Source organism: Paenisporosarcina macmurdoensis, from assembly GCF_042658845.1.
GTDB lineage: Bacteria > Bacillota > Bacilli > Bacillales_A > Planococcaceae > Paenisporosarcina > Paenisporosarcina macmurdoensis.
In genome coordinates, this window is sequence record NZ_JBHSRI010000025.1 from 585415 (window position 1) to 608936 (window position 23522).

General features: G+C 39.9%; 19 protein-coding genes and 1 riboswitch. Of the genes, 13 read left to right on the plus strand and 6 right to left on the minus strand.

Translation table 11 applies throughout. The features are described from left to right. The first annotated feature begins 33 nt into the window (after positions 1-33). The 12 genes from ACFPYN_RS16560 to ACFPYN_RS16615 all read left to right on the plus strand — a co-directional run bounded on the left by ACFPYN_RS16560 (position 34) and on the right by ACFPYN_RS16615 (position 15115). On the plus strand, positions 34-1203 hold the full coding sequence (locus ACFPYN_RS16560) for a thiolase family protein (RefSeq protein WP_377735685.1): 1170 nt from the start codon (positions 34-36) through the stop codon (positions 1201-1203). Then, a complete protein-coding gene (locus tag ACFPYN_RS16565; RefSeq protein WP_377735686.1) occupies positions 1200-1970 on the plus strand; it encodes a 3-hydroxyacyl-CoA dehydrogenase in 771 nt (256 codons plus the stop codon). Before ACFPYN_RS16560 ends, ACFPYN_RS16565 begins: the two co-directional genes overlap by 4 nt. Positions 1971-1982: 12 nt before the next feature. Continuing rightward, positions 1983-3131, plus strand: a complete 1149-nt coding sequence (locus ACFPYN_RS16570) for an acyl-CoA dehydrogenase family protein (RefSeq protein ID WP_377735687.1) — start codon at positions 1983-1985, stop codon at positions 3129-3131. An 18-nt stretch (positions 3132-3149) separates the two neighbouring features. Beyond that, positions 3150-3701, plus strand: coding sequence for a nucleotidyltransferase family protein (locus ACFPYN_RS16575; RefSeq protein WP_377735689.1), 552 nt, complete (start codon positions 3150-3152; stop codon positions 3699-3701). 950 nt (positions 3702-4651) lie between these two features. Then, entirely contained in the window at positions 4652-5932 is a 1281-nt protein-coding gene (locus tag ACFPYN_RS16580) for a DUF4139 domain-containing protein (RefSeq protein WP_377735690.1), read from the plus strand. A gap of 4 nt (positions 5933-5936) precedes the next feature. Next, positions 5937-7028, plus strand: coding sequence for a metallophosphoesterase (locus tag ACFPYN_RS16585; protein WP_377735691.1), 1092 nt, complete (start codon positions 5937-5939; stop codon positions 7026-7028). 68 nt (positions 7029-7096) lie between these two features. Next, positions 7097-7708: a DedA family protein gene (locus tag ACFPYN_RS16590; RefSeq protein WP_377735692.1), complete on the plus strand. Its 612-nt coding sequence runs from the start codon at positions 7097-7099 to the stop codon at positions 7706-7708. A 9-nt stretch (positions 7709-7717) separates the two neighbouring features. After that, the gene (locus ACFPYN_RS16595) at positions 7718-8545 is read left to right on the plus strand and encodes an undecaprenyl-diphosphate phosphatase (RefSeq protein WP_377735694.1); all 828 of its coding nucleotides are present in this window, start codon (positions 7718-7720) and stop codon (positions 8543-8545) included. Positions 8546-8966: 421 nt separating this feature from the next. Continuing rightward, positions 8967-10511 (plus strand): diguanylate cyclase domain-containing protein, encoded by a 1545-nt coding sequence (locus ACFPYN_RS16600; protein WP_377735695.1) that lies wholly within the window; start codon positions 8967-8969, stop codon positions 10509-10511. A gap of 247 nt (positions 10512-10758) precedes the next feature. Continuing rightward, a riboswitch (cobalamin riboswitch) is annotated at positions 10759-10936 on the plus strand. 180 nt (positions 10937-11116) lie between these two features. After that, entirely contained in the window at positions 11117-13339 is a 2223-nt protein-coding gene (locus ACFPYN_RS16605; RefSeq protein WP_377735696.1) for a ribonucleoside-diphosphate reductase subunit alpha, read from the plus strand. Between the two features lie 13 nt (positions 13340-13352). Further along, positions 13353-14393, plus strand: a complete 1041-nt coding sequence (locus tag ACFPYN_RS16610; RefSeq protein ID WP_377735697.1) for a ribonucleotide-diphosphate reductase subunit beta — start codon at positions 13353-13355, stop codon at positions 14391-14393. Positions 14394-14701: 308 nt separating this feature from the next. After that, positions 14702-15115: a VOC family protein gene (locus tag ACFPYN_RS16615; protein WP_377735698.1), complete on the plus strand. Its 414-nt coding sequence runs from the start codon at positions 14702-14704 to the stop codon at positions 15113-15115. A gap of 211 nt (positions 15116-15326) precedes the next feature. Here the strand turns inward: ACFPYN_RS16615 and ACFPYN_RS16620 are convergent, their stop codons facing one another. From ACFPYN_RS16620 to ACFPYN_RS16640, 5 genes are all read right to left on the minus strand, one after another. After that, a complete protein-coding gene (locus ACFPYN_RS16620) occupies positions 15327-16853 on the minus strand; it encodes a tripartite tricarboxylate transporter permease (RefSeq protein ID WP_377735699.1) in 1527 nt (508 codons plus the stop codon). A gap of 18 nt (positions 16854-16871) precedes the next feature. Continuing rightward, positions 16872-17321: a tripartite tricarboxylate transporter TctB family protein gene (locus tag ACFPYN_RS16625; protein WP_377735700.1), complete on the minus strand. Its 450-nt coding sequence runs from the start codon at positions 17319-17321 to the stop codon at positions 16872-16874. Between the two features lie 56 nt (positions 17322-17377). Next, positions 17378-18385 carry a Bug family tripartite tricarboxylate transporter substrate binding protein gene (locus ACFPYN_RS16630; RefSeq protein ID WP_377735701.1) on the minus strand — a complete coding sequence of 336 codons (1008 nt, stop codon included), beginning with the start codon at positions 18383-18385 and terminating at the stop codon, positions 17378-17380. Between the two features lie 139 nt (positions 18386-18524). Then, positions 18525-19214: a response regulator gene (locus ACFPYN_RS16635; RefSeq protein ID WP_377735702.1), complete on the minus strand. Its 690-nt coding sequence runs from the start codon at positions 19212-19214 to the stop codon at positions 18525-18527. Next, on the minus strand, positions 19211-20809 hold the full coding sequence (locus ACFPYN_RS16640; RefSeq protein WP_377735703.1) for an ATP-binding protein: 1599 nt from the start codon (positions 20807-20809) through the stop codon (positions 19211-19213). The genes ACFPYN_RS16635 and ACFPYN_RS16640 overlap by 4 nt, the downstream gene beginning before the upstream one ends. A 306-nt stretch (positions 20810-21115) precedes the next feature. On the opposite strand from ACFPYN_RS16640, the gene ACFPYN_RS16645 reads away from it, so the two are divergent. After that, positions 21116-22312, plus strand: a complete 1197-nt coding sequence (locus ACFPYN_RS16645; RefSeq protein WP_377735704.1) for an MFS transporter — start codon at positions 21116-21118, stop codon at positions 22310-22312. A gap of 232 nt (positions 22313-22544) precedes the next feature. Here the strand turns inward: ACFPYN_RS16645 and ACFPYN_RS16650 are convergent, their stop codons facing one another. After that, positions 22545-23345: a TIGR00266 family protein gene (locus ACFPYN_RS16650; RefSeq protein ID WP_377735705.1), complete on the minus strand. Its 801-nt coding sequence runs from the start codon at positions 23343-23345 to the stop codon at positions 22545-22547. Between the last annotated feature and the right edge of the window lie 177 nt (positions 23346-23522).

The window sequence follows — 23522 nt, forward strand, 5'->3', positions numbered from 1 at the left end:
TATTCATTCAATTTTGATAAATGAGGTGTAACGATGAAAGAAGTCGTGATTATAGATGGAATACGTACGGCAGTAGGACGAAGAAAAGGTAAGTTCACACATATGCGCCCAGATGAATTGGCAGCTACTGTTTTAGAAAAATTAATTGATCGTGTCGGCATTGAAAAAGGCGATGTAGAAGATATTATTTTGGGATGCGTCTCACAAGTCGGTGAACAAGGTGGAAATATTGCAAGAACAGCGGGTCTTATTGCAGGGTTTCCAACAAAAGTGCCAGGCACCACAATAGATCGTCAATGTGGATCCAGTCAGCAAGCGGTTCATTTTGCTGCGCAAGCCATTGCGTGTGGAGATATGGATATCGTGATTGCAGGCGGTGTGGAAAGCATGACCCGTGTGCCGATGATGTCAAATATGGGCGATGCGAAGCCAAGCAAGAAATTGCTAGAGCAATATGAAATCATCAATCAAGGATTATCAGCTGAACGAATTGCAGAACAATGGGATTTATCTCGTGAAGAATTAGATGCATTTTCTGTTCAAAGTCATGAACGCGCCTTCAAGGCAATAGCGGAAGGCCGTTTTGAAAAAGAAATCGTATCAATTGAAGTGACAAAAGAAGATGGAACGACTGAGCTATTTTCAGTAGATGAGGGGCCAAGAGCAGGAACTACTTTAGAAACACTGCGTGGGCTAAAGACCGTATTCGATGAAAATGGAAGAATTACGGCCGGCAATGCGAGTCAAATGAGTGACGGAGCTTCTGCAGTACTATTAATGTCACGTGAAAAAGCGCAAGAGTTAGGGTTAACCCCACGTGCTCGTATTCACACGCGTGTCGTAGTTGGGTCAGATCCAACGTTAATGCTGACAGGTCCGATTGCAGCGACTCAAAAAGTGTTGGAGAAAGCACAGTTAACAATAGAGGATATGGACGTGTATGAAGTAAATGAAGCATTCGCTTCAGTGCCGCTTGCTTGGTTAAAGGACATAGGTGCTGATCCTGCAAAATTAAATCGCAATGGAGGAGCTATCGCCCTTGGCCATCCATTGGGCGCATCAGGCACGAAACTGCTTGTCACGTTGTTACATGAACTAGAACGTACAAAAGGCCGCTATGGACTCCTAGCGATTTGTGAAGGCATGGGGATGGCGAACGCGACAATTATTGAGAGATTTACAGAATCGGAGGATCCAGCATGAAGACTTCTGAAGTAATCGCCATTGTAACGGGAGGCGCATCGGGACTCGGGGAAGCAACCACTCGTCACCTTGTAGAAAAGGGTGGGAAGGTTGCCATATTTGATTTGAATGACCAGCGTGGGCAAGCATTAGTAGAAGAACTAGGTCACGATCAAGTTGTTTATTTTCAAACAAACGTCACTGATGCAAAACAAGCCGAACAAAACGTTGCACAAGTAGTTGAACATTTTGGCAAAATTAATCTGTTAGTGAGTTGCGCAGGAATTGCTACGCCTGGAAAAGTAGTGTCACAAAAAGGTCCACTAGCACTCGAACGTTTTGAACAAGTCATTCAAGTGAACTTAATAGGTACATTTAATGTGTTGCGGGTTGCTGCACATGCCATGCAACAAAATGAACCAAACGATGAAGGCGAGCGAGGTCTCATTATAAATACCGCGTCAGTTGCAGCATTTGAAGGGCAAATTGGTCAAGTCGCATACAGTGCATCTAAAGGTGGTATCGTCGGGATGACCTTACCGATTGCCCGTGAATTTGCGAGAGACGGCATTCGCGTAATGGCCATTGCCCCAGGGCTTATTGAAACACCATTGTTTGAAGGATTGCCTGAGCCAGCACGTGTAGCTCTTGCAAGTTCAGTTCCATTCCCAAACCGCTTAGGTAAACCAATTGAATATGCTCAATTAGTAGAGAGCATTGTCATTAACCCCATGTTAAATGGCGAAGTGATTCGTTTAGATGGTGCTATTCGCATGCAAGCGAAATAAGGAGGAATTTTGATGGGGAAATATCGTTTTGAAACAGATGAACATGTGATGTTCCGCAAGTCCCTTCGGAAATTTTTAGAAAAAGAAGCGGTTGCCCAATATGAAAAATGGGAAGAAGACCGCATGATTCCTAAATCATTTTGGAAAAAGCTTGGAGAAATGGGCTATTTATGTCCCCAAGTCGAAGAGGCGTATGGCGGGCTTGAAACGGATTTCCGCTATGCGGTGATTATTGGTGAAGAACTGGAACGCGTAGGAGCAAGCTTAACCGGTGTTGGTTTGCATAATGATATCGTAGTACCCTATTTCGAAGCTTACGGTACAGATGAACAAAAATCACGCTGGTTGCCAGGTTGTGTAACAGGCGAACATATTACGGCCATTGCCATGACAGAGCCTGGAGCTGGATCTGATTTAGCAGCGATTCAAACAACTGCTGTAAAAGATGGCGACCATTATATTGTGAATGGATCGAAAACCTTTATAACTAATGGCATTAATGGGGATCTGATACTAGTTGTGGTGAAAACTGATACAAAAATCGAACCGAAACATCGCGGCATCAGCTTACTTGTTGTTGAAGAAGGCATGCCTGGATTTACACGTGGACGTAAACTCAATAAAGTAGGGATGCACGCTCAAGATACAGCAGAGTTGTACTTTGAAGATTGCCGCGTGCCAGTGAAAAATCTCCTAGGCGAAGAAGGTAAAGGCTTTACGTATTTGATGGAAAAACTTCAGCAAGAGCGTTTAATGGTAGCGATTTCTGCGCAAACCGCTTCTGAAGATATGGTCGAAATGACACTGGATTATGTAAAATCGCGCAAAGCATTTGGTAAACCAATCTCCGCTTTTCAAAACACGCAATTTAAACTAGTGGAAATGACCACTGAAGTCGAGCTTGGCCACTCGTTCTTAGAATCGCTAATTGAAGATCATATAGCAGGGAAAGAAATTGTCTCTAAAGTATCGATGGCAAAATATTGGTTAACCGAGACAGCGAAGAAAATTTCCGGAGAATGCCTGCAGTTACACGGGGGCTATGGTTATATGGAAGAATATAAAATTGCCCGACGTTATCGTGATATTCCAGTCGCATCCATCTACGCAGGAAGCAATGAAATCATGAAAGTAATAGTTGCGAAGAAAATGGGGTTATAGAAGTAAGCGAGGAACAGCATGAAATTAGTAAACGAGCAAGACATTAAGGAAGTTATTTCGAAAGATAAGTGGATGATGAATGTGATTCGGCAAGCAGCAAAACTGGAGTTACCTGACTGGTGGATATGTGCAGGTTTTATAAGAGCAAAAATATGGGATGAGTTACATGGGTTCTCTGAAAAAACCATACTTCCAGATGTGGATGTCATTTATTTCGACTCGAATCAGCTAGACAAACAAAATGAAAAGTTGTTCGAAAAACAATTAAATATATTAGACGCTACAATCCCTTGGTCTGTTAAAAATCAAGCAAGAATGCATAAATTGAATCAGGTAGAGCCCTATACATCCTCAATAGATGGAATGTCAAAATTTCCAGAGACAGCCACTGCTATTGGAATTACTTTGGATGAAAAAGGGGAACTTCACTTAAGTGCTCCTTATGGAGTTGAAGATTTAATCGCGATGAAAATTCGTCCCACTCCTTATTTTGAAGGCTCGCAAATTTATGATGACAGAGCAAAACAAAAAAAGTGGTCAACCAAATGGCCAAAAGTAACAGTAGACTAAGCGACAGGAATATCTGTCGCTTTCCATTTTTTTATTACACCAATAAAGTTAATTATGGGGCAATTGCGCCTTTGGCTAGTACACCTTTATTTTTTCTTTTAAGTGAGTATTACTCCTAACTTTAAAGAAATGTCTGAAATAATGTAAGCAAAACAATTTGTCACTCAGGTTTCCGGTGAGCTTTGGAGAGCAATCCCACGCCGCACTATTATCTAGAGAATGAGTACAATGTGGATGTGACGATGTCACAAGCCCCACTCTTAGTTCTTTAGATTATAGTGCGGCAGAAGGTTCGTCCGAAGCGTACTGGAAACTTAGCCGTGTCAGCTGAGTGCCCAAAGCTTAAGTGGTATTCACGTTTTTCAGACGTCGATGCCCATTTTTCAGACGTGGAGGTGTTTTTTTCAGACGTCAACCTCGAAAAGTCAGACTGAGATTTATCGGAAGAATGAAAAACGGGTTTTTCAACATTAACCACTCTGTTTTATGCTTTATTGTAAGTGTCACTACTCACTTAAAGATTGGTCTGAAATAAAGTAAGCAGAAAGAGGCAGAAATTGTATTTCGGCCGAACATCTATGAAAAGATAATGTCTATTCTTTAGTAAACCAAACGATCTTAACTGTGAGCGTCTAGGTTGCAAGGGAGCGAAGGACGAATCCCCGCCGCAGAATGATCTGGAAAAATAGAGTGGGGCAAGTGACGATGTCACAAGCCCCACTCTTAGTTCTTTAGATTATAGTGCAGCAGAAGATTCGTCCGAAGCGTACTGAAAACCTTTATTTCTCAGTAAACATTATCAGGTACTATATATTTGCAATTGCAATCATACTTGCTATTTTTAAATATACTTAGTGAAATAATTCAACTCCAAATCAACACCGCGTATTGCAATGAGAAATCACGCATATCATGATATACTTTCCAAAAACAACGAGGAGGTGCCTTTTATGCCGACCAATTTGCCTGCCAGCTTGACGAAAGACCTAGCGCTGACAGTATACAATGATGGCTTCGCTTTAGTTCAAGAAGTCCGCTCCATTCCTCCACTTTCAGACGATCACGTCATCTATTATTTAGACGTTCCACAACAAATTGAATCAAATTCAGTGCAAGTAAAAGGTTTAGTAGTCACTGAGCTTACCTATGAATATGACTTAGAGGATCGCTTCAAGTTGCTAGAAAAGTATATTGGGCATGAGATCAGACTCGTCAATAAGAAAACAGGCGACGAAAAAGCCTATCTTTTGTTAAGTGTGCAAAATGGGCTGGTACTCGCAGACATGCAAACGCAGGAAATCGTTCTTGACGCAGAAGGTGAGATTCGATTGCCAGATGGTCCGGAAGAAGTGATGTTAAAACCCACACTCGTGTGGCGCATCAAGGAACAAACTGGTGAAGACACACGTGTCACGTATTTAACGCGTGGACTAAGTTGGGATACAGATTATGTGGCGCAAATCAGAGAAAATGATTTCGATTTGACTGGGTGGGTCACGTTAACGAACAACTCAGGTATTGCGTATCAAGAAGCTAAAGTAAAGTTAATGGCTGGTACAGTAATTCGGGCACCAAGTCTCCTGCAAAAAACGATGCTATACGAGCAAAATTCAATGGAACCCGAACGACAAGCTTTTGCCGATTATTATTTATATACACTGCCTGAAAAACTGACACTGGAAAATCGTCAACAAAAGCAAGTTCAACTCTTTGCTGCTTATCAAATCAAATCCCATACACTCTATGAAGTGGATGCGTACAGCGACCATCCAACGGTGTACTTTACTTTCCGAAATGATGCGGCAAACGGTTTGGGAATCCCGCTGCCACGAGGAAGATTTAAATTGTACAAAGAAAATCCGAAAGATGGGTCTTCTGAATTTATCGGGGAAGATTTCATTCCACATACAGCAGTGGGTGAATTGGTCCGCATTAAATCAGGTGAAGCGTTTGATATTACGGTGGAAAGTGATGTCGTTGCAGAATACAAGAAAGACGGCTATGAATTTGAGGAAGTCGAATACGTAATTCGCAATCAAAAAGATCTGCCGGTTGAACTTATCATCAACCACGGTACAAGTTACGGTATATTTGATGTGGTCGAATCAACACATAATTGGAAGCGCAAAGATGACGATATACAAATATTTGTACCTGTTCCAGCAAAATCTGAAGTGAAAGTGGCATTTACCATTCGGTATGACCGAACGCATGATGTAAAGGTGAATTAATCATATGAAAAGAATCAGCATAGGTACTTTAATCCTTACAATTTATGCACTACTAGTTTATTATTTTGGCTTTAACACGTATCAATGGCTTGAAACGTGGAACCTCTCAATTCACCCAGTAATCTTCGGGATAATGTGGTTCCTACTTGCCTTTGGCTACATCATTGGAAAGTTTAGTCATGGATTAAAGTATTTCAGTATGATTGGGTCATATTGGTTTATCGTCATGCAGTACGGTGTGATTTTATTCCCATTAGCATCCGTTACTTATTTCATTTGGCCATCTCAGCAAACGATATTTATCGTAGGAAACGTGGTGGCTTTTATCTTTTTACTTATTTTTATCGTAGGTACATATATGGCGTTTTCTCCGGTTGTTCGTCATAAATCGATTCACATCAACAAGGATTCTGGTTCCCTTCGCGACTTAAAGTTGGTACTCGCTTCTGATTTCCACTTAGGTCTTCTTTCAAATAAAAAGCATTTGCAACGGTTTGTGAATTTGGCCAATGCAGAAAAACCGGATGTGGTGTTGTTGGCGGGAGATTTGGTGGATGATGATCCCATTTGGTTTGTCAGTGATGGGATGTCTCCAGTCATGAGGCAGTTGAAGACGACGTATGGGGTTTATGGGGTTGTCGGTAATCATGAATACTATGGTCGGAAAATTCCTCTGTTAGTGGATGAAATGAGAGAAGCGGGCGTACAAATGTTACTAGACGAAACCATTTGTATTGAAAATACGTTCTATGTAACGGGTAGAGAAGATGCAACGAATGGCAAGCGCATGTCTTTGGCAAGTTTGAAGCCAAACAACGATGAGCTACCTTGGTTTGTCATGGACCATACACCGTATGATTTAAAGACACCTTCCGAGCTTGGTGTGGATATGCATGTATCAGGGCATACGCACCGTGGGCAAATGTGGCCAAATCACCTATTTACGCGCCGTTTATTCGAGCTTGATTACGGGTATAAACTTAAAGGCTTGATGCACGCTTTTGTGTCATCTGGGTTTGGATTTTGGGGGCCGCCGCTTCGATTAGGGTCTCGTTCAGAGCTTTGGTCGATTACTGTCACGTTTTCGACGAAATAAACATTGGGAAAAGTTGCGCAAGATTGTTACCATAGAAGGTAGAGAAAATTTTTGGTTGGAGGCTGGACATGGAAAACTGGATTACCGATATAATGAGCCAGTATGGATACTTAGGTATATTCTTGCTTATTATGCTTGAAAATATTTTTCCGCCAATACCGTCGGAAGTGATATTGACGTTTGGTGGATATATGACGACGCAGTCAGATATGACGGCAATGGGTGTTATTTTAGTTTCAACGGCTGGTTCAGTTGCTGGGGCTGTCATTCTTTATGGGCTAGGTCTACAACTTGATGTAAAGCGCTTAGAGAAAATTGTGGATCGTTATGGACGGGTTTTACGTTTAACGAGAAAAGATATTCACAAAGCTGATAGCTGGTTTGATAAATACGGCATCTGGACGGTATTGTTTTGCCGCTTGATTCCATTGATTCGCAGTTTGATTTCGATTCCTGCAGGGATGTCGAATATGAAGTTCGGACTATTTTTGTTATTCACGACCGTAGGAACACTGATTTGGAATACGATTTTAGTATCAGTTGGAGCGGCTGTTGGCGATAACTGGGAATCAATCGTAGGCGTTATGGACGTCTATTCAAATATTGCGTATGTAGTGATTGTACTTGTAGGACTAGCGGCAATTTGGTGGTATATACAATTCCGGAAAAAAAGAGCATAAGGAGATATTATGGAACTATTTGATTTACTGAAAGCGTTAATACTAGGGTTTGTGGAAGGAATGACGGAGTTCGCTCCCGTTTCTTCTACTGGGCATTTAATTATTGTTGATGACATGTGGTTAAAAACTTCCGAGTTTCTCGGCAAATATTCTGCAAATACATTTAAAATTGTGATTCAGTTAGGATCAATTTTTGCCGTTATTGTGGTCTTTTGGAAACGTTTATTTAGTCTTGTTGGACTATATAAGATGAAAGACGTAGCACCAGGATCTCAGTTGAAATTATCACATGTTATCGTTGGTTTAATTCCAGCAGGCGTATTGGGTGTGTTGTTTGAAGATTTTATTGATGAGCATTTGTTCTCTGTTGAAACGGTATTAATTGGGTTAGTTATCGGAGCATTCTTAATGATTGCAGCCGATAAATTTGGACCGAAAGTACCAAAAACGAAAACGTTGGATCAAATTACATATAAGCAAGCATTCACTGTAGGGCTTGTACAATGTTTCTCTTTATGGCCAGGTTTTTCACGTTCAGGAGCAACCATTTCTGGTGGTGTCATATTCGGTATGAGTCACCGTACGGCTGCTGATTTTACGTTTATTATGGCCGTGCCAATTATGTTTGGTGCTAGTTTCTTATCGTTATTTAAGAACTGGGGGGACATTGAGGCGGATCATCTATCGTTTTATATAGTTGGATTCATTAGTGCCTTCGTGTTTGCTTTGATTTCTATTAAGTTCTTCTTGAAATTAATTGAGCATGTGAAGTTAACGCCATTTGCGATTTATCGTTTGGTATTAGCTGCTGTGCTAGCATTTGTTATCTATTTCTAAGTAATTTTGAAGCGGTCTCACTATGAGGCCGCTTTTCTTGTGGGATTTTTTTCTCTCAAAGTCGATACCAGCCACATAACTTGTTAAGGACTTCCACTGAAGCTGGATGTCCCCATTTTCGTTGAAACGCTCGTAGTCGACAAAGAACCGCTGTTAGTCTACAAAGATTCGCCGATAGCCATGTCTTTTGCGCCGATAGACGACACGAAACCGCTCTTAGCATGCAAAAATCCGCTAATAGCACAACATGAGCCACCATAATGAAAACATAACTTGTTAAGAACATCCGCATAATATGGCAAAATGCGACCTGTTTAGACGGTCAATGTGTTTTATTCGACAATTAATAGTGAGAAAATTACAAATTTAATTTATAATGGAGAGATATACCTAGTGTAGTAGGGGAAATGAGGTGGTTAAGATGGCAATTTCAACTGTTTTATATTACTTTCTTGCCTATATTTTACCTGCATCTGCTTTACTAGCGATGTCTTTCGTGGTGATGTTCCGTAATCCTAAACGGACTGAACATCAGCTTGTTTTTATCATTATTAACTTGTATGCATTTATGTTTCTTGGAGAATTTATTCGCCATATTTTACCGGTCGAAAACAGTGCATATATTCATGATTACATTACAGTTGTAGCGGGTTTGTTTATTGTGATGTTCGGTTTTCATTTTTTTGCTAAAGTGTCTAAAATGGAAGAAATCATGCCTAAATGGTTATATCCTAGTTTATTTTATGTCCCACTACTATTCCTTGTTTTTTACATGTTTACAATCGATCCTAGTCAAACAATCGAAAATTATGTAAGACAAGGACATTGGATTTATGGGAAACTAGATATGGCTTACTATGGGGCTGTTCTTACTAGTTCACTCATATCTTTACCTTCATACTTTATGTTAAGGAACGGAATAAAACGTGTCCATACTAAACAAGATATCGAACTTTTAAAGTTTCTCTCTTGGACTGTTTTAACCATAATCGTAGTCATACTTGTATTGGGTCTGCCAAATTACCGTGGGGCCATGCCTCCTTATCCTTATTTATATACTGGGGTTTTATTAGCAGTATTATTTACTTATAGCATGTTAAAATATAATTTTTTGTCAAATGTCAACGATCAATATGCTACTCTCTTTAACTTGAATTCATCAGCTATCTTTATATTTACTGAGAAATGGATGGTAGAGCAAGCAAATGAAGCCGCACTGTTACGATTTCCTGAAAAAAAGAAAGAGTTCTTTGCTTTATTCCGTGCAAATAAAGATGATGAACAATTGTTAGCTATTCAAAATCAATTAAAGCAAGGAAATTCAATCCATTCTATTTTGTATCATATGAAAAGTGATGTTGTCGATGCTTATTTCATGCTAGACGGGAAACGGTTTATTAAAAATCGGGCGATTTCCTATTATTTAATTTGTCGTGACATTACCGAAGAAAAACTTGCAGATGACCGTGTTCACTACCTCGCTTATCACGATATGTTAACGGGTGTGGCCAACCGTGCTTCATTTGTTCAATTATCCGAGAAATATATAGTCAATAATCCAGACCGTATCGCGTATTTTGCGTTATTGGATTTAGATCATTTTAAAACGATTAATGATGTTTATGGACACCTAGTCGGAGATGAAGTACTTATTCATACAGCCTCAGTCCTCAATGAGTTGGTTGCTGGAAGTGGGCATACAGGCCGTATTGGAGGGGACGAGTTTGTTATTGCGGTTTCAAAAAATAAACGTTTCGTAAATGTGAATCAGTTAATGGATCAAATTCTAATTGCTTTCCAAGAACATCCTTTCGTTTATAGAGATGTGTTGATTGAAATAGAACTAAGTATTGGGTGTAGTACGTATCCGTTTGAAGGAAGAACGTATGATGAGCTTTATGCACTCGCTGACCAGCGAATGTATTCTGAGAAAAGAAAGCGCAAAGAGCGAGCGGAAATGGAGTGATTTATTGTTGTCTCAACAAGAAAAAGAGCTTCACAAAAATGAACAAGTCAGTTATTTAATGAAGCATGGGATTGGCTCGAACGCGGACAAGTTGCTGCCGAAAATATTGCAAAACAACAAGATAAAAAATATTTTTTAAGTGAATTAGTGAGCGTTAATAAGGGTTAAGAGAATTCTAAGATATTTCGGCTATTGAACGATAAAACACAATATGTTAGATTGATATTTATACAAAACACAATATGTAGTATGTAAAAGAAAAAATGGTACCAGCAATGGTTTAATAGGGAATTCGGTGAAATACCGAAGCTGTCCCCGCAACTGTAAGTGCAACGACTGTACGAAGTCCACTGTGTCACGACACGGGAAGGCGTATGGAAGGCTAATGCACGAGCCAGGAGACCTGCCATTTTTTCATAAGCATCACTTTCTTCGGGGGTTGAGGAGTGGAAGCGAGCTATCTGTAGCGAGCGATATTCCATTTTCTCGCAAACCACTTTAACTCCTTTCATTCTAACAATCATGAGCGATGGCTCAGCCGAAAAGGCTGATTCATCGCTTTTTTGTGTTAATAAAATTGGGCTTTTGGAAGGGGAATATACGATATGCAAAAGGTATTATCAAAAAAATATGCTAATATTGATCAGTTATTTACATTATTTACAGAGGATCAGTTAGCACCACTATTGCGTGCACATGATAAGTGGATGAAGAAAAATCCTGAGGCAACAGATGCGCAATGGTCTCAAGCGATGGTGTTAGAATCTCTCAGTCATCTGGACGAAGAGGAGCCATTTTGGACATTCGTAGCTGCACGTATTTATTTAGTGCAAGTGTACAGTGAAATCGCCATTTTACGTAGCTGTTCAATGGATAATGTTTACAAGGACTTCTATAAACATCTCACTCGTTTATCAGACAAAGGATTGTATGATGCTCGATTGCTTCAATCTTATACAAAAGAAGAAATTATAGACTTTGGTGAAATACTTGAACCACAGCGTGACTCGCTTTTTACATATATCGGATTAAAAACGTTAATGGATCGATACGTGGCAAGAGACTTCGATAAAACGACAGCGGAACTTCCACAAGAACGATGGCTCATCATTGCCATGACGTTAATGCAAAATGAATCATTGAATCGCTTAGAGAAAGTAAAAGAAGCATATTGGGCGATGAGTAATTTATATATGACGGTGGCAACGCCAACACTTTCTAATGCCGGCAAGCCACATGGCCAGTTATCAAGCTGTTTTATTGATACGGTTGACGATAGTCTGCAAGGAATATATGACTCTAATACGGATGTTGCAACTTTATCAAAATACGGCGGTGGTATTGGCATATACATGGGGAAAGTGCGTAGTCGCGGTTCCTCAATTCGTGGATTTAAAGGTGCCTCAAGTGGGGTCATGCCTTGGATTAAACAATTGAACAATACAGCTGTTAGCGTCGATCAACTCGGTCAGCGCCAAGGAGCAATCGCCGTTTATTTAGATGTTTGGCATAAAGACATTTTGCCGTTTTTGGACTTGAAGTTAAATAATGGTGATGAGCGAATGCGTGCCCACGATATTTTTACAGGCGTTTGCTTGCCAGATATTTTTATGGAAAAAGTACAAGCGCGGGAAGAATGGACTCTATTTGATCCTCATGAAGTCCGCACCTTAATGGGATATTCTTTGGAAGATTCTTATGATGAAAAGCGTGGAATAGGCTCGTTCCGTGACAAATATCAAGCATGTGTAGCAGACACACGCTTGTCTAGAGAAGTTGTACCAGCAATTGATATCATGAAACGAATTATGCGCAGTCAACTTGAAACAGGTGTCCCATATATGTTTTACCGTGACGAAGTGAACCGTATGAATACAAATAAGCATGAAGGCATGATTTATAGCAGTAATTTATGTACAGAAATATTTCAAAACATGAGTGCTACTGAATTTGAGTCCATTACGATAGAAGATGATATCATCGTGACACGCCGAAAACCAGGTGATTTTGTCGTCTGTAATTTGTCTTCAATCAACTTGGGGAAAGCAGTACCGGCTGGAGTCTTAAAACGTCTCATCACCGTGCAAGTTCGCATGCTCGATAATGTGATTGATTTGAATATGATTCCTGTCCCGCAAGCCGAACGGACAAACGCGAGATACCGGGGAATTGGTCTTGGCACATTTGGTTGGCATCACTTATTAGCATTAAAATCAATCCGCTGGGAAACGGATGAAGCGGTCCAGTTTGCAGATGAACTATATGAAGAAATCGCCTACTTAACGATCGAAGCATCCATGAGCTTATCGAGGGAAAAAGGACCGTACCCGTTATTTAAGGGGTCAGGTTTCCACACGGGTGACTATTTCGAATCTCGTGGATACACATCAAAAAAATGGCGTGAACTTCGCTTTGACGTGTCGATGAACGGCATGCGAAATGGCTACTTAATGGCCGTGGCACCGAATTCTTCTACATCGATTTTAGCAGGAAGCACGGCTAGTATTGACCCGATTTTCCAAAAGAGCTATTCAGAAGAAAAGAAAGACTACAAAATTCCAGTAACCGTACCGGATTTAAATAAGGATACGACTTGGTACTACAAATCAGCGTATTTCATCGATCAACACTGGACGCTGAAACAAAACGCTGCTCGTCAACGCCATATTGACCAAGGGGTATCGTTGAATTTATATGTCCAAAATACAATCAAGGCGAAAGAATTGCTCGATTTACATGTAGATGCATGGGTAAGGGGGTTGAAGACAACTTACTATGTACGTTCCACTTCAATTGAATTAATGGAATGTGAATCTTGCTCAAGCTAAAGGGGAACTGTATATGACGACAATCGAAAAACGAAAGCTCATGGATAAAGATGCACCAAATCGTTCAACAGGTATCGTAAATGGTGCCTCTTCGAATATTTTAAATTGGGATGATGTCCGCTTTAGTTGGGCATATCCAAAATATAAAAGAATGCTCGGCAACTTTTGGACTCCATTTGAAATTAATATGGGTTCGGATGTAAAACAATTTAGTTCCTTGAATGATTCAGAGCGACAAGCATTCTTAAAAATTATCGGCTTATTGGCATTGCTAGACAGTATTCAAACTGACTTTGCGGGAAAAGTGGCTGACTACCTAACTGATTCCAGTCTAAACGCGCTAATGATTATTTTGGCACAACAAGAAGTCATTCATAACCATTCATATTCGTATGTGTTATCTAGTTTGGTATCAAAGGATGAGCAAGACCGTGTGTTTGATTACTGGCGCACGGAAACCGTTCTAGAAAAACGCAATGAATTTATTATGAAAGGGTATGAAGATTTTTCAGAAAACCCAAATGTAGATTCGTTACTAACAGCGATTGTCTATGATGTCATCTTGGAAGGGTTGTTTTTCTATTCAGGATTCGCGTTTTTCTATCACCTGGCACGTCATCAAAAGATGGTAGGAACGAGCACGATGATTAACTACATCAACCGGGACGAACAAATTCATGTGGATTTATTCGTGAAAATTTATCAAGAATTGTTGAGTGAATATCCTGAGTATGATACGCCAGAAAGAGCGCGAGAAGTGGTAGGAATTTTCAAAGAAGCAGCGATGCTTGAAACGGAATGGGCACGTGAAGTTATCGGAGACCGAATCGATGGACTAGATGTTGATGACGTAGAAGAATATATATATTTTTATGCAAATGTTCGCTGTGCCCAACTCGGTTATGAACGTCCATTCCCTGAATATCGTAAGAATCCATTAAAATGGATCAAAGCTTATGAAGATGTAGATCAAGGTAAAACCGATTTCTTCGAACAAAAGTCTCGTCAATATGTCAAAGTAAATGTGCAAGATAATGGATTTGATGATTTGTGATGTTGGATAGAAGCTTCTCGTTTTTACCTATTTAGTATTCAGGGTTATCGCCCAAATTTTTGGAGTTTCCGCCCAACTTTTTGTGGTTTTCGACCAACTTTCTGGAGTTTCCGCCCAACTTCGCAATGTTACCGCCCAACTTTCTATACTATCCAACCATTTGCATGATTTTTTAGCGCACTCAATAGAAAGGGAATATGTGATTCCCGCTTTTAATATCTTTCTGTTACCTACTTTAAAAAGGTTTTTATAGAGAAGCGGCGAATTTTATAAACGATATCTATTTTTTATTAAGGGGATGTAAGTTAATGAAACCAGTTACTCCATATTTAACGTTTTATGGTAATGCCAATGAGGCAATCGCTTTTTATGAAAAAACATTTAGACTTGAAAACAGAGAAATGCACAAGTACGGAGAAAGTGATTTCCCCTCACCACCAGAAGCAGCTGACTACATTATGCACTGTCACTTAACCGATGGAACCTTTAGCATTATGCTTGCAGATTCTGCAACTCCAGGCGAATCAGGGACATCAAATGTTGCAATGATGATTGATTGTGAAAGCGAAGAAGAAGTAAATCGCCTATACAATGCTTTGTTAGAAGACGGTAAGGTGATTATGGAACTGCAAGACACGTTCTGGGGAGCAAAATACGCAAAAGTAAGCGATAAGTTTGGCTATACTTGGGATTTAAATTTTGAAAAAAGACAAGCTGAATAACAACATGTGAAAAAGATAGATGGGGCTGCCGCTAAACTGGCAGCCTTTTTTTTGTTGGATAAAATTGGGTGTGGGAGAATAAAACACATTGAAGGGGAATAAATCATCCGCCAAGGGGAATAAACAAACATCCAAGGGGAATAAACCCTCAACTAACAACATTAAAAAAGCTGAGCGTATATATACGCCCAACTTCTATCCTATCATTCACTTATTCTTCGTCATTGACAAGTACATTTCGACCTTTGAGTTTCAAAAGAAGCGGAATGACAATCCAAGCAATGGCTGCAATGATAAATACTAAAGAAAGTGGTTTGGTTACGAAAATAGAGAATTCTCCATTTGAAATCGTCAAAGCACGGCGCATATTATTCTCAATCATAGGACCTAATACGAGTGCCAATACAAGAGGTGCTAGAGGATAGTCGTTTTTCGCTAATAAATAACCAAGAAATCCACAAGCCAGTAACAAATATAAATCGAAAGTGGTGTATTGAACGGCATAGACACCAAAAAAGGAAATCGCTACAATAATCGGCAGCAGATACTTTTTAGGTGTTTGAATAATTTTTGCAAACACTTTAACGAGTGGCATATTTAAAACTAGCAGCATTAAGTTACCAATAAACATACTTGCAATTAGACCCCAAGCAACCTCAGGATGATCTTCAAAAAACAAAGGACCTGGCTGAATGTTGTACATGATAAGTGCACCCATCAATATGGCAGTTGTTCCTGAACCAGGAATTCCAAGTGTTAGCAACGGAATCATCGCACCACCAGATGCAGCGTTATTTGCTGATTCTGGTCCTGCTACTCCTTCAATTGCACCAGTACCGAATTTCTCAGGATGTTTACTGAATTTTTTCTCTGCCATGTAAGAAAAGAAAGAGGCAAGTGTTGCACCTGCACCAGGCAGAACACCTATGAAGAAACCTAAAAATGAACCCCGAACAATAGGTACGGCACTATCTTTTAAATCTTGCTTAGTCGGTAAAATACGTTCGATTTTGGCAATGGCACCATCTTCTTTGTCTCGTTCAAGAATCGTTTTAAAGACTTCACCAAGAGCAAATAATCCGACGGCTATTGTTAAAAATTCGAGACCTGAATACAGAATAGGCAAATCGTATGTAAAACGAGCAATCCCTGAAACGGCGTCGATCCCAATGGTTGCTAAAAGTAAGCCGAATATCGTCATAATTAATGCTTTAGTCATTGATTTTCCGGCTAATCCACTAACAGCACATAACCCGAGAAGCATGAGAGAGAAATACTCAGCAGGGCCAAAATTAAGGGCAACTTTTGAAAGCGGTTTTGCTAATAAAACCAATCCAATTAACGAGACAATACCTGCAACGAATGAACCGATTGCGGCGATAGAAAGAGCAGCGCCTGCGCGACCTTGCTTGGCCATTTGGTAGCCATCTAATGTGGTGACAACTGACGATGATTCTCCAGGGGTATTCAAGAGAATAGACGTTGTGGAACCTCCATACATGGCTCCATAATAAACTCCGGCTAATAAAATAATTGAACTAGCAGCTGCAGCTTCAGTAGGCATGCCAGAAGTTAAGGTGGAAGTTACAGGAATAAGGAGGGCGACACCACTCATTGGTCCTATACCTGGCAATACTCCAACGGCTGTTCCAATTAAAACGCCGACAAATGCAAACAAAATATTTTGCCACTGGAATGCGACTGCAAATCCATTAAATAGAAAATCTAAAGTACTCATGCCAAAACTCCTTTCACTTTAAAACTCTGGGAATCCAGGCAATGACCCGCCAAGAAATTCTGCAAAAAAGTAATATACACCGAATGAAAAAGCACCAGCGATGAGAATCGTACTAATCCATTTCCCACGCTCCATTGTTTGAAATGCAATAAGCAAGAAAATGAATGTCGAAATAACATATCCGACTGGTTCTAAAACAGCTGCATATACCGCAGCGCTTATGAAAATAATTAAAAATTTAACATACTGAATAGGTTCTTTTGTTCCTGAGACATGTGGGTATTTCATCGTTTCAAAAAGTAAGCGAATGCTTAATAAGATAAGGATGATTCCTAGTGCCAGTGGGAAAATATTAGGTCCAACAGAAGAACCGTATGCACTTTGTGAAATTGAGCGGCTTTCAATAACAAACAAAAGACCAATCAGTAAAAAGGCGATACTTGCGAAACGATCGAACGTTTTACTCATTATCTTTCACACCTCCTAAAGAAAAGGGCGACCGCTATTGCCGTCGCCTTCATTCATTATTTTTGCATGTCTAATGCAGTCAATAATTCAACAATCACCTTGTCTTGATCTTCTAAATACGTAGTAAAGTCTTCGGCATTACGATATTCACTTTGCCATCCGTTTCTTTCAAGCTCAGTTTTCCATTCATCTGTTTCAACTAATTTGTCTAACTTCGATGTCCAGTAATCATAGGCTTCGTCGGACATATCTTTAGGTCCAAATAATCCGCGCCAAATTGTGAATTCTGTATCAAGACCTTCTTCTTTGAAAGTAGGGACTTCACTTAGCACACCTTCTAAACGTTCAGAAGAACTAACAGCTAGCACCCGTACATCACCTGATTTTACAAACTCACTAATAGTTGAGGCATCGGTTGCGATTACGTCCGCATTATTTCCGAGTAGTGCAGCAACCGCCTCGCCACCGCCATCATAGGAAACGTATTTGACAGCTTTTGGATCAATGCCATATTTATAAGCAGGAAGAATTCCAACTAAGTGGTCCATTGAACCAGGTGCTGATCCACCAGCCAGAGTGATTTTACTTGGATCTGCTTTTATTGCATCTAACACATCTGTTAACGTTTTGAATTCTGAATCTGCTTTCACAACAATTGCGCCGTAATCACGTGTTAATTGTGCTAGAGGTTTAGTATCTTTATATCCATAAGGGCTGTTACCTTCAGCTTTGTTGTTATTAATTAAAATAGGAGGAGATTTAACCATTAATACATAATCATTTTTCACTTCTTTGGTAGCAAACTCAGCCATGTATACAGCCCCGCCGCCACCTGGTTTGTTTTCAACAATAATTGGCTCTTCGACAATCTTGGTAGCATTCATCGTTTTGGCAATTGAACGAGCTGTTAAGTCCCATCCGCCACCAGCTCCAGAAGGTGCCACAATAGTAATCGTTTTTTCAGGGTAGTTAGATGATGCGCTTTCATTTCCTTCGCTTGAGCATGCTGCTAAACTTAAAGCCAATGAACTTGCTAAAACTACTGTTGATAATTTTTTCCACATAAACGATATCCCCTTTAAATGAATTGGAAAAAGACAGCGCTTTCAAACGCTGTCTTCAATTTATCAGAACTTTTATTCAATTCAATGTTTTGGGTCATAAGTGAAATAAAGGTCTTTGTCGTCATTTTGTTCATAAAGTTCACGCAGGGAAGTACCTACGCTCTGGCCGACCAATCGTGCCATAAATGAGCTCAGCTCTCGCTTTACTCTCTGAAACGAGAAATTCTAGATATCTTCTTGCAGTAGACCTACTTAGTCCACATGCTAGCCCAAGCTTTTCAGCTGTTATTCCTTGCGTTTGTTGCTTTAACTCGACCACTACTTTATCCATAGTAATAGGATCAATTCCTTTTGGTGTCAGTGTAATATCAGAAGAATTGGGTCCAGACTTAAAGGGGTGCCACAATAATTGAATGGACTCTTCTTCTAATTTTCCAAGACTTGCGAGTGTTTTTCTTTTTTCTTGGTAAGCATGCAGACTGTCTTGAAAACGATCGAAGGTTAACGGTTTTAGTATATAGTCAATGACGCCACCTCTAAATGCTTGTTTCACGACACTCACTTCCGCAGCGGCCGTGATAAAGATGATGTCTGTGTCGGTGCTTTCTGTCTGGATAAAAGTCATCAACTCAGTGCCCATCATATCTGGTAAATAAACATCAAGTAACACTAAATCAGGTTTCATAGCCGAAACCCAATCCTTTGCCTCAGCTCCCGTATGAGCAGAACCAACGACGACAAATCCTTCAATTTTATCAATAAAACGACGGTGAATATCAGCGATTCGTGGATCATCTTCTATAATTAAGACTTCTATTAGTTCACTCATACGGAAAACCCTCCTTTTGGAATAGAGATGACGAAAAGTACGCCATTTAAATCCCCATTTTCAATCGATACGACTCCATTTAAATCGTTAATATTCTCTGCAACTTTTACTAAACCGTAGCCACGATCTTGTCCTTCTTTCGTTGAAATGCGCTTCTTGAATATATGTTGTTGTAATTCGGCACTAAGCCCGTTACCGGAATCTTCAACTTCAATCAAGATTTCTTGTCCATTATCTAAAACAAACAATCGCACCACCCGATCTGATTCTGCTAAATGTTCAACCGCTTCAAAAGCATTGGTCACTAGATTTCCAATAATGGATACAAATAAGCTTTTTTCTAAAGGTTTAGGCAAGCTGTTTAAGTAACTATCTTCATCTAAAATAAATCGAACTTTTAATTCACGCGCACGATTAAATAAGCCAATGACGAGACCACCTAAATAAGGGTCTTGTAATCTCTTTGTTACGAATTGGATAAGAGATTGATGTTCTTGTTTTTCGTCATGGATAAGATGAAGTGCTTCCTCCAGTGAATTAAGTTGGATGAGGCCGCTAATGGTATAAAGAAAGTTTTGGTATTCATGCGTTTGAGCTCGCAGTGCTTCTGTATATTGTTTTACTTGTGAAAGTTCAGTGGTTAATTGATCAAAATCCGATTGCAAACGAAAACTCGATACAGCGCCTACAATTTCTGTCCCAATTAAAATAGGTATTCGATTGACAATGGCTTTTTTTCCGCGTATCTCCATTTGTCGGTCAAATTGTTTTTCTCCATTTAAAAGAACTTGAGGGAGGAGTGTATTAGGTAACACCTCTTCAATCGAGCGCCCAATCAATGTTACATCTTCTGGTAAAGATAGAGTTTCGTAAGCGGCTTTATTCATCATCGAAATGCGTGCATCCTGATCGACCATAATAATTCCTTCGCGTACAGATTCAATTAGTGTATTTCGTTCAGTGAAAAGATGAGCAATTTCAGCAGGTTCTAAATTGAATAACACTTTTTTTATGCTTCTCGCCAAAATGGTTGAACCGATAATGCCTAGTACGATAGCCAAGAGAACGATTGTAATAATTGAATCCACATATTCAAAAAAGGTATGTGAGATGTCGGCTTTTAAAAACCCTACTGAAATAATGCCCACTATTTCACCTTGATTATTTCTAATAGGTGTTTTTCCTCTTAAGGCAGGTCCTAGTGTCCCGGTTGCTTCTGAAATATAAGATTCTCCATTATTTAAAGCGCGTTCATTGTCGTCCCCAACCATTTTTTCACCTATACGTTCAACAACTGGATGTGCATAGCGAATTCCTTCAATATTTCCAATCACCACATATTGTGCACCAGAAAGCTCGCGAACTGCTTCGGCAATAGGCTGTAAGACAACGGAAGGATTTTCATTTTCAAATCCAGCAACCACATCTGGTCGATTTGCCGTAGTCATCGCAATATTTAGAGCACGATTGCCGATCTGCTGTTCAATACTTTGAGACATGGTGAAATAGAACGAAGCACCTATAAGAAGCGAAATAGCGGTGACAAATAAGGCACCATAAACAAAAATTTTAAATTGTAACGATCGATTCTTCAAGCTATCACTCTTTTCGCATAATTAGTGCTATTATGACGAGTCGTGAAAGAATTGGCAACAAAAGGTTTTGAAAAGAACAGTGGGGATGGAATTAAATGAGTAAACCATTAAAAAGTGGTCATATTTTTTAATGAATTGGTGACATTAGTCAGAATAGTATTTATAATAAATTAAGTTTTAGAAAAGGAGAGGTTTATATGAAAAGAACAACACTGACTTCACTAGTTAAATTGGAGGACATGTTGGCATAAGATGTGAACTCCGATTTGATTTAAATCAAAATCAAATTAACGGAGGAAAATAAAAGTGGCGATACAAAATTTTTATTATATCGTGACAAGTTCACGATCGTTTTTTATTCAAATGGTGTTTACTTTGAACGCCATTTATTATGTTACACAAGCAGATTTAAATGCATTACAACTTATACTAATAGGGACTATTATGGAAGTTTCGGTGCTCTTATTTGAAATGCCGACAGGTCTGTTTGCAGATCATTATGGCCGTAAGAGATCACTTGCTATAGGTACTTTTGTGATTGGATTCGCTCATGTTTTGGAAGGAAGTACACCAGAGTTCTGGGCGATTGCTGGGGCTTCTGCGTTATGGGGAATTGGCTGGACATTTATTAGTGGAGCGGAACAAGCATGGATTGCTGATGAACTTGATGGTAAAAATTTAGAGGAAACTTTTTTACGTGGATCTCAGTTTTCTTCATTCGCACGATTTGCCGCAATTGTAGCAAGTGTGTCCATTGCAATCATTTGGTCTGTTCAAATTGCGATTTTAGTAGCAGGCACCATGCTGATTGTTCTTGCAATATGGGCATTTATTAATTTGCCGGAAACGAAATTTGTCAAAGTTACACGTACAAAAGGGGTATCAGGTGTTACACATATGATAGCCACAATTAAATCAGGCCTGGAGCAAATTCGTGGTAATACTGTTCTTGTAAGTATTGCGGTAGTGACCTTATTGTGGGGACTCGCGAGTGAGGGGTTTGACCGTTTGTATGGTGCTCATTTCATTACAGACTATGATTTGTCAGAAAGTGAATCTGTGTATTGGTTCGGCACCTTTTACGCTATAGCCTTCTTGCTTAACATTGTCGTACTGAAGTTAGTAGAAAAACATATGAGTGGCCGCTACGCGAATGTGCTGTTGTTAACGAATGCCGTATTGGTAGGAACTATGATTGTCTTCGCGTGGACTGGACAGTTGTGGCTGGCCGTGGCGATGTACTGGGTGACAAGTGCACTCAGAAATGTAAACTATCCATTGATGAGTATTATTACAAACGAACGTCTGCAATCGAAAGGCCGTGCTACAACCCTTTCCATGTTCGGTCAACTTGATGCTTTTGGTCAAATTGCAGGCGGGCCGTTAGTTGGCTTACTTGCACTGTACACATCCATTGCAGGAGGTATCACAACTTCTGCGTTGCTCATCCTACCTGTCCTATATTTCTTGTGGCGAATGAAAAAGAAAATGACAGTTTCATAGTTCGATTAAGTACCTGGTGCGAAAGAGCATCAGGTGCTTTTTTGAATGTGGTTTTTGTGGAAAAACATGGGGGAAAGGGAATAAACCACGAATGAAAGGGAATAACGGGCTAGCGAAAGGGATTAAACCAAGTTTGAAGGGGAATAGCGAGTCCACGTAAGGGAATAAAACCAATTGAAAGGGAATAAACAAAAAACAGTGCACCATTCCTGGCGCACTGATTCCATAAAACTTATTTCCCGCCTAATATATCAAACAATCCGCCTGCTAGAGAACCTTCACCCTTAGAGCCGCCACCTGGTGTTTGCGGAGCGGCTGCGAAGACGCGGCTAGCAAGTCGGCTAAATGGCAATGATTGGACCCAAATAGTTCCTGGGCCCCGAAGTGTGGCAAAGAATAAGCCCTCGCCGCCGAATAATGCTGTTTTGACACCTTTCACCATTTCAATGTTGTAATCGACTTCTTGTGTCATCGCGACTAAACAGCCTGTGTCCACGCGCAATACTTCGCCTGGTTGTAAATGTTTCTTGTGAATAGTTCCCCCAGCATGTAGAAACGCAAGTCCGTCACCTTCGAGCTTTTGCATAATAAATCCTTCGCCACCAAAGAATCCTGTTCCAAGTTTACGTTGGAATTCAATGCCGACTGATACACCTTTAGCTGCTGCTAAAAATGCATCTTTTTGACAAATAACTTTCCCGCCCATTTCACTCAAATCCATCGGGATGATTTTTCCTGGATAAGGTGAAGCGAAGTACACATGTTTTTTCCCAGAACCGGTATTCGTGAAAGTAGTCATGAATAAACTTTCTCCTGTAAGCATGCGTTTACCAGCGCCCATTAATTTACCCATTATGCCACTACCTGCAGAACCAGCAGAGCCGTCTCCGAAGATGGTTTCCATGGCAATTCCGTCTTCCATCATCATTAAACTACCTGCTTCAGCCACAACTGTTTCTTTTGGATCAAGTTCCACTTCTACAAACTGCATGTCATCTCCGTATAATTTGTAATCAATTTCATGGTTGTTCATTTGTCTCATTCCTCCAAAAATTAAATTCTACTCTTTCATACGCTATTCACAGGAAAAAGTTTCATACATCATCAATAAGTAGGAATATTCCGTTTTTTACATAAACGAAAAGGGATAGTCTATTTTGTGTCGAATAAGTTATAGTGAAAACGTTTTCAAAACGAAAGGGGTAAGGTA

Bases quoted from the DNA above. Each gene is read 5' to 3' on its own strand.
- ACFPYN_RS16560 (WP_377735685.1), top strand. From the start codon at position 34: ATGAAAGAAGTCGTGATTATAGATGGAATACGTACGGCAGTAGGACGA.
- ACFPYN_RS16565 (WP_377735686.1), top strand. From the start codon at position 1,200: ATGAAGACTTCTGAAGTAATCGCCATTGTAACGGGAGGCGCATCGGGA.
- ACFPYN_RS16570 (WP_377735687.1), top strand. From the start codon at position 1,983: ATGGGGAAATATCGTTTTGAAACAGATGAACATGTGATGTTCCGCAAG.
- ACFPYN_RS16575 (WP_377735689.1), top strand. From the start codon at position 3,150: ATGAAATTAGTAAACGAGCAAGACATTAAGGAAGTTATTTCGAAAGAT.
- ACFPYN_RS16580 (WP_377735690.1), top strand. From the start codon at position 4,652: ATGCCGACCAATTTGCCTGCCAGCTTGACGAAAGACCTAGCGCTGACA.
- ACFPYN_RS16585 (WP_377735691.1), top strand. From the start codon at position 5,937: ATGAAAAGAATCAGCATAGGTACTTTAATCCTTACAATTTATGCACTA.
- ACFPYN_RS16590 (WP_377735692.1), top strand. From the start codon at position 7,097: ATGGAAAACTGGATTACCGATATAATGAGCCAGTATGGATACTTAGGT.
- ACFPYN_RS16595 (WP_377735694.1), top strand. From the start codon at position 7,718: ATGGAACTATTTGATTTACTGAAAGCGTTAATACTAGGGTTTGTGGAA.
- ACFPYN_RS16600 (WP_377735695.1), top strand. From the start codon at position 8,967: ATGGCAATTTCAACTGTTTTATATTACTTTCTTGCCTATATTTTACCT.
- ACFPYN_RS16605 (WP_377735696.1), top strand. From the start codon at position 11,117: ATGCAAAAGGTATTATCAAAAAAATATGCTAATATTGATCAGTTATTT.
- ACFPYN_RS16610 (WP_377735697.1), top strand. From the start codon at position 13,353: ATGACGACAATCGAAAAACGAAAGCTCATGGATAAAGATGCACCAAAT.
- ACFPYN_RS16615 (WP_377735698.1), top strand. From the start codon at position 14,702: ATGAAACCAGTTACTCCATATTTAACGTTTTATGGTAATGCCAATGAG.
- ACFPYN_RS16620 (WP_377735699.1), bottom strand. From the start codon at position 16,853: ATGAGTACTTTAGATTTTCTATTTAATGGATTTGCAGTCGCATTCCAG.
- ACFPYN_RS16625 (WP_377735700.1), bottom strand. From the start codon at position 17,321: ATGAGTAAAACGTTCGATCGTTTCGCAAGTATCGCCTTTTTACTGATT.
- ACFPYN_RS16630 (WP_377735701.1), bottom strand. From the start codon at position 18,385: ATGTGGAAAAAATTATCAACAGTAGTTTTAGCAAGTTCATTGGCTTTA.
- ACFPYN_RS16635 (WP_377735702.1), bottom strand. From the start codon at position 19,214: ATGAGTGAACTAATAGAAGTCTTAATTATAGAAGATGATCCACGAATC.
- ACFPYN_RS16650 (WP_377735705.1), bottom strand. From the start codon at position 23,345: ATGAACAACCATGAAATTGATTACAAATTATACGGAGATGACATGCAG.